5 protein-coding genes and 1 pseudogene are annotated in these 7,490 nt (G+C 41.1%); all 6 read left to right on the forward strand.

All coding sequences use genetic code 11. From position 1 onward, the window contains the following. Positions 1-353, forward strand: a 353-nt coding sequence (locus VF500_RS26545) for a DUF1080 domain-containing protein (protein WP_330862559.1), incomplete at its 5' end; no start/stop codon positions are given. A gap of 404 nt (positions 354-757) precedes the next feature. Further along, a complete protein-coding gene (locus VF500_RS26550) occupies positions 758-4,948 on the forward strand; it encodes a hybrid sensor histidine kinase/response regulator (protein WP_330862560.1) in 4,191 nt (1,396 codons plus the stop codon). Between the two features lie 32 nt (positions 4,949-4,980). Further along, positions 4,981-5,763 carry an NIPSNAP family protein gene (locus VF500_RS26555; RefSeq protein ID WP_330862561.1) on the forward strand — a complete coding sequence of 261 codons (783 nt, stop codon included), beginning with the start codon at positions 4,981-4,983 and terminating at the stop codon, positions 5,761-5,763. 117 nt (positions 5,764-5,880) lie between these two features. Beyond that, positions 5,881-6,258, forward strand: coding sequence for a response regulator (locus VF500_RS26560; RefSeq protein ID WP_330862562.1), 378 nt, complete (start codon positions 5,881-5,883; stop codon positions 6,256-6,258). Between the two features lie 108 nt (positions 6,259-6,366). Next, on the forward strand, positions 6,367-6,873 hold the full coding sequence (locus VF500_RS26565; protein ID WP_330862563.1) for a hypothetical protein: 507 nt from the start codon (positions 6,367-6,369) through the stop codon (positions 6,871-6,873). A gap of 194 nt (positions 6,874-7,067) precedes the next feature. After that, positions 7,068-7,490: pseudogene (locus VF500_RS26570) on the forward strand (efflux transporter periplasmic adaptor subunit); the annotation flags it as partial.

A 7,490-nucleotide genomic window follows, 5' to 3' on the forward strand; every position in this document is an offset into this window, starting at 1 on the left:
TAGATTCATACGAAAACAAAACTTATGTTAACGGCATGGCAGGCAGCTTGTACAAGCAGGTGATTCCATTGGCAAACCCAGGCCGCAAACCTGGTGAGTGGAATGTTTATGACGTGATCTGGACTGCCCCGGTATTTAACGAGGACGGTTCACTGAAATCGGCAGCAAGGGCAACCGTGTTCTTTAACGGTGTGTTGGTTGAAAACAACTTCGAGCTGCTTGGTCCTACACAGTACATAGGTAAACCATCGTACGAAGGTAAAAAACATGGCGCTTCGCCGATAAAATTACAAGCCCACGGCGATAAAAGCGAACCGCTTAGTTTCCGTAATATTTGGGTGAGAGAGCTATAAGCAACGCAGCCTTTTGAAAATATGATAAGCCTTCCGGTATTGCCGGGAGGCTTTTTTGTTGGTGTGGGTTTAGCCTGCCATCGGTAGATATCCTATACCGAGAAACTTCTACAAGAATACTTTTCAATCTTCCGCAATTAATCGAATCACACAAATCTTAAATCAATACCAATTAAAAATTCGTGCAATTCGATTAATACGTTAAAATTAGTGTGGAAATTTTCCATTTATCGTTTTAAATCCAAAAGCGATTTGCTTAATAGTATATCTGTTTTGTTGCTTTTTTTTGCCTATTTTAAACTTATAAATAATATGGCCGTATAAGTTAACTATAAGCCATTTTGCTTCTCTTTTTAAGAGGTGAATTTTCTGGGATCATTAAAAACTCAACACCGCCCGTTATTGTGAATATTTATAAATATTTGTCTATCGTGGTTGCCTTATTGGTTGCCCAAAATGGGTTTTCGCAGGATAGGAACCTTAAATTTGAGCATATAGGTACCCGGGAGGGCTTATCGCAGATTAATGTAAGTACTATAATTCAGGATAGCAGGGGCTTTATGTGGATAGGTACCCGTGACGGCCTTAACCGGTATGACGGGTATGGCTTTGTGATTTACAAACACAGCATCCAGGATGATAATTCGTTAAGCAGCAACCTCGTATCGGATCTTGCCGAAGATAAAGATGGTAACATATGGCTGGCTACACTTTTTGGCCTGAATAAACTTGATCGTAAAACGGGCAAGTTCGTGCATTATTTTCATGACAGCGCCAATCCTAACAGCATCTCAAGTAATCTTGTAAACCGGCTGATATTTGATCATGAGGGTATTTTATGGGTAGCAAGTCAAAAAGGCGGCCTTGACCGGTTTGATATTCCTAACAATAAGATCACCCATTATAAACATAGCGATACAAACTCGTCTTCGCTAAGCGATGATGATGTAACCGCACTTAAAGAAGATTCAAAACATCGTTTATGGGTGGGCACCTTAAGCGGTGGTCTTAACTTATTTGATAGAAAAACCGGAACTTTTACCCGGTACCAAAATCAGCCAGGAGTAAACACAAGTCTTTCAGGAAGCTATGTAAGCTGCATTTATGAAGATATCTCCAATCGGTTGTGGATAGGTACCGAGGATGGCGGTCTTAATTTATTTACTGCTGAAACGGGTACATTTAAGCGTTATCTCCATAATGATAAAGATGCCAATAGTATTTCGGGCAATACCATTTTGGCCTTAGGAATGGATTTGAATGGTAATTTGTGGATAGGTTCTGAAAATAATGGCGTTAATATCCTCAATACTGTTACCGGCAAAATAACAGCCTATAAGCATGATGATATTGACAAAGGCAGCATGAATGGTAATTCCATTTACAGTATTTGCCGGGATAGGATGGGCAATATGTGGCTTGGAGCCTTTAGCGGGGGCATTAACTTATATAAGCGCAGCACAGAAAGCTTTTCGCATTTCAGGCATAACTCATCGCCAAATAGCCTGGCCAATAATTTCGTACTTTCCCTGCATGAAGATCAGTACGGCAATATTTGGATAGGTACCGATGGCGGAGGTGTTAACGTGTTTAACAAGGATGGCACCGTTAAACACTATGTGAATGATCCGGCTAATCCCAACAGCCTGTGCGGGAATTATGTGCTGAAGATTACCCAGGATTTGAAAGGTAATTTCTGGATGGGCACATGGGGAGATGGTTTGTGTCGTTTGGATCCTAAAACGGGCAGGTTTACTACCTTTAAGCATGATGCCGCAAAGCCCGGTAGTTTAAGCAATAATAACATCTATGCGCTTCTCCAAACCCGTGATGACCGTACCTGGGCAGGTACTTACAATGGAGGGCTTGATTTATTTGATGAAAAATCGGGCACGTTTTCGGCGTTTCGGTATGATCCCAATGACCCTAAAAGTATCAGCAGTGACAGGGCTTATTCATTACTTGAAGATCATAATGATAACCTTTGGGTGGGCACTTTTGACGCCGGGTTAAATTTGATGGACAGGAAAACCGGCACCTTCACCCGTTTTCAGCATGACGAAAAGCGTAATAGCATTAGCAATAACAGCATCCCCGATTTGTTTGAGGATAGCAAAGGCCAAATCTGGATCAGTACGCTTTCAGGGCTTAATCTTTTTAACCCGGTTACTAAACATTTTACCGTATTCACTACAAAAAATGGCTTGCCAAGTGATGTAATTTATGCCGTACGTGAAGATAAGCTGGGCTCGATATGGGTAAGTACCAATAATGGCTTGTCTAACTATGATCCGGTTAATCACACTTTTAAAAACTACACCATTGAGGATGGTTTGCAGGATGAGGAATTTAAATCACATTCGGCCCTGCAAACAAAAGAAGGCAGGATCTTTTTCGGGGGCGTCAATGGTTACAATTCCTTTACCCCTGAGCAGATTTTAAAACCATCGGCCTTTATGCCCCTGGTGATCACCAATTTTCAATTGTTTAATAAAACCGTAAAAATTGCCCGCGACAAGGATGACCCATCCCCTTTAAAAGAGGATATAAGCGATACACGGTCGGTCAGGCTATCGTATAAGCAATCGGTGATCACATTACAGTATGCGGCGCTTGATTATTCTTCATCTGACAAAAAGAAATACAGCTATATACTCGAAAATTTTGATTCGGATTGGAATAACGTTGGTAGCAGGAATACTGCTTCGTACACCAATTTGCCCCCAGGCGAATACACTTTTAAATTGAAATATCAGAATACATCAGGGTTATGGTCGCCGGTTACAGATGGGTTGAAGATCACCATTGTACCTCCGTTTTGGTTAACGTGGTGGTTTAAGTTAATTGCTGCCGCAGCCATAATTGCTTTATTATACTCCATTTTTAAATACCGGGTTAAGTTTCTCAAGGCACAGAAAACCGTACTGGAACGCCAGGTAAAGGAACGTACCGAAAGCCTGGTGAAAATGACAGCGAACGAACGCCTGGCCCGCGAAGCATCCGAAAAAGCGCGCGAAGAGGCAGAGAATGCCAATAAAGCCAAAAGTATTTTCCTGGCTACCATGAGCCACGAGATCCGGACACCGATGAACGGTGTTATAGGCATGGCAACGTTACTCGCCAGCACAAAACTCACAACCGAGCAGGAAGAATATACCGAAACCATAAAAAATTGCGGCGACGCCTTGTTAACGGTTATCAATGACATTCTCGATTTCTCCAAAATTGAATCGGGCAATATGGAGCTTGATGAAGAGGATTTTGACCTGCGCGACTGTATAGAAGGAGTTTTGAATGTTTTTGCCGAAAAGGCATCCCGTTTAAATCTCGACCTGGTTTACCAGGTGGAGCACAACGTACCGGTGCAAATTATTTCCGATTCGATACGTCTTCGTCAGATCCTCATTAACCTGGTAGGTAATGCTGTAAAGTTTACAACCCAGGGCGAGGTTTTTATACGGGTAGGGGTAAAGGAACAAAAAGGGGACGATCTGGAATTGATCTTTAAAATAAGGGACACAGGCATCGGTATTGCCGATGATAAACTGGAGCGTTTGTTTAAGCCGTTTTCGCAGGTTGATTCAAGCACAACGCGTAAATATGGAGGCACTGGTTTGGGATTGGCTATCAGCGAGAAATTGGTTAAGCTGATGGGCGGCGAGATCAGTGTACAAAGCGAAATGGGCAGGGGCACTACCTTTACGTTTACCTTAAAATCAAAAGTGGGACAAAATGTAAAGCGAAATTATGTTCACCTTAACCTTGCCGAGCTTGAAAATAAACGGATCTTATTTGTTGACGATAATGCTACTAATCGCGATATTATTGATACACAGCTGAGACAGTGGAAATATGATCCTGTGGTTGTGGCATCAGCAACAGAAGCATTAAAAGTACTTAATGATCAGGGCGAACAAGTTGACCTTTTGATAACAGACATGAGCATGCCCGAAATGGATGGCCTGCAGCTGGCTAAACAAGTAAAGCAGAAATTTCCTGAAATACCCATTGTATTGTTAAGCTCGATAGGCAGCGAGCAAAGTAAACGGGATGATAACGTATTTAACGCGGTACTGACCAAGCCTACAAAGCATAACCTTTTACACAAGCATATTGTTGAACAGCTCAAATCTGGTAGTAATATTAAAGCGGAGTATCAGCCTGTGCAGGCAGTTTTTTCAAAAGATTTTGCTAAAAATTACCCCATGAGCATCCTTATAGCCGAGGATAATTTAATAAATCAGAAGCTTGCTATGCATATGTTAAGTAAAATGGGCTATAGTGCCGATATCGCCGAAAATGGCCATGTTGCACTAAACGCCATGGTAATAAAACACTATAACCTCATTTTGATGGATGTGCAGATGCCTGATATGGATGGCCTGGAAACAACACGCTTTATCCGCAGTAATATGCATGACCAGCCGGTAATTATTGCGATGACTGCAAACGCTATGCCCGAAGATAGACAGGCATGCATGGATGCCGGGATGAATGATTACCTGAGCAAGCCCATGAAGCTTTCGGATTTAATGGAGATGCTTGAAAAATGGGGTAAATATATAAACGGGCTTAATACTACTTTGCTGAAATGAGGTTATATTTACTCCGAAAACCTTCGCCCATTATGAATCCTTTTTTTAGATCTTCTATCGCTTTTTTAGCCTGTTTTTTTATTGTTGCTACAGCATTTGGCTTTGCGCCGGCACGTAATTATTATCAGCTTAAAATATATCATTACAAAACCACAGCCCAGGAAAATACAATTGAAAAGTATTTACAACAGGCTTATATTCCCGCGCTGCACAGGGCTGGTATTAAAAACGTTGGCGTGTTTAAACCAGTTACGCAGGTTGACACAGCAAAGTTGTTATACGTATTTGCGCCCTTTCAGTCATGGGATAAGTTAATAGGTATTGATCAAAAGTTGCAGGCCGATGCCACATATCTTGCCGATGGAAAGGAATACATTGATGCTGCATATAATGAGCAGCCTTACACCCGTTTGGAAACAATTATATTACAGGCCTTTCCGGGGATGCCTTCAACAGCAGTTCCAAACCTTACGGCTAACAAAGCCGACAGGGTTTACGAATTGCGCAGTTATGAAAGTCCTACCGAAAAATACAATGTAAACAAAGTAACCATGTTTAATGTGGGCGATGAAATAGGCCTTTTTAAAAGGCTTGGTTTTAATGCTGTTTTTTATTCGGAGGTTATTGCAGGCAGCCATATGCCTAATTTAATGTACATGACCACTTTTAACAGTAAAGAAGACAGGGACAGGCATTGGGACACTTTTGGGAAAGATGCTTACTGGAAAACACTTTCGGCTAAAGCTGAGTACCAGCATAATGTTTCACATGCCGATATTATCTTTCTTCGACCGGCAGATTACTCTGATTTTTAAGTTAATGGCCTGTTTGTAAGGCGGCCTGATCCACTGACAACCTGATCCACTCAACTTTATGTAAATAAAGTGCTTCCTGGTGCCATATGGGCTTGATTTTTGTGGATTAGGGGGTAAGTGGAAAATACAAAAAAGATCATGATAGCGGACGATGATCCGGGGATTGTGGATGCGGTGGAGATCATACTTGATTTTGAAGGTTACCAGGTTTCGTCGACAGTAAATGGCGCGACTATTTTAGATATGAAAACGGAGTTTCCCGACCTCCTGTTGCTGGATATTTGGATGTCGGGTTTTGATGGGCGCGATATCTGCCGCAAACTAAAAAATGACGATATTACCAAAAGTATCCCTATTATCATGATCTCGGCAAGCCGTGATATTGAACGGTCGGCCTATGATGCCGGTGCCGACGACTTTTTAGCAAAACCTTTTGAAATTGATGACCTGCTGGGGAAGATCAGGAAACACCTGCCCAGTGCAGATGATCTATAAGTATGATAAGGTGTTTTTCGCTGTATAACAGGAGATATGAAATTATATTTGTAACATATTTATACAAATACACGTATCGTAATTAAATATAATAATTATATAATTATCATGAAGATTAGAAAACCTGCGTTATTGTTAGCTTTTATTGCCGGTATGTTTATGTTAAACGCCTGTACTAAAGAAAAGGGAACTTCCATTACCGGCACGCTTTCGGCTAATGTGGATGGTACCACTATTAATTTTGCCAATGTAGTGGCTGTTAAGGCTGTTGTTGATAATCAATCTTTTACCAATATTCAGGGCACAAATAATAAAGACACACTTTCCATTACCTTACCCGGTAATATTACAAGCGGTAAAACCTATACCTCAACAGCTGCCAGCGACGACGATAAGGCGCTGTTACTTTACTCAGGAAAAGATGATGACTATTTTAATGACGACAGCGATGACACTAAAATAGTGACCGTGAATATCACTTCGGCCAGCGGAAATGTTTACCAGGGTACATTTAAAGGCAACCTTACCAATACCATTGTTATAGGTGGTGGCGGTAGTGGAGCCGCTAAGTATAAGGTTGTAACTAACGGGAAATTCGACGTTAAGGTCAACTAAAATTAAAATAATTAAGATTAAGGGCTTGTCTGTAAAAAACGGACAGGCCCTTTGTCGTAATTTAATTTATGGTCGATATCAAATATTTTGTCCGATATCGATCACTTTTTGAAAGTTAAAATATTGTAATTTATTGGTAGTTAGTGTTTTAATATTGGTATAGCTCTTGCAAAACCTCATCCAAATTTATTATAATGGATAAGGAAATTACACTTGAAGTTACAGCTTCCAAACGCAAAAAAGGTGCGGTTGTCATCATCAGCAGCATAGCTGTTTTGGTGCTGGCCGTAATGCTTTTGCGGGGATATATTAAATCAACCATCACCCGGTCTGAAATAACTACTGCCAAAGTTGAGATAGCCAATATCGAAAATACCATAAATGCTACCGGCGAGGTTTTACCGGAGTTTGAAGAGATCATCACCAGCCCGATAAACGCATCTATAAAAAGCGCGCTGATGGATGCAGGTAATAAGATCAAAGCTGGTCAATCGATATTAACGCTGGATAAATCGGCCACCCAAACCGATTTTGAGAAACAAAAGTTTCAGCTCGAAACCAAACGCACAGAAATCAGTAAGCTTAAGCTTGATTTGAACAAAAGCTTCTACGACATC

Source organism: Mucilaginibacter sp. (assembly GCF_036383575.1).
Classification (GTDB): domain Bacteria; phylum Bacteroidota; class Bacteroidia; order Sphingobacteriales; family Sphingobacteriaceae; genus Mucilaginibacter.

What these genes read in the sequence shown, in the direction of transcription:
- VF500_RS26555 (WP_330862561.1), top strand. Translation starts at nt 4,981, where the DNA reads ATGAATCCTTTTTTTAGATCTTCTATCGCTTTTTTAGCCTGTTTTTTT.
- VF500_RS26565 (WP_330862563.1), top strand. Translation starts at nt 6,367, where the DNA reads ATGAAGATTAGAAAACCTGCGTTATTGTTAGCTTTTATTGCCGGTATG.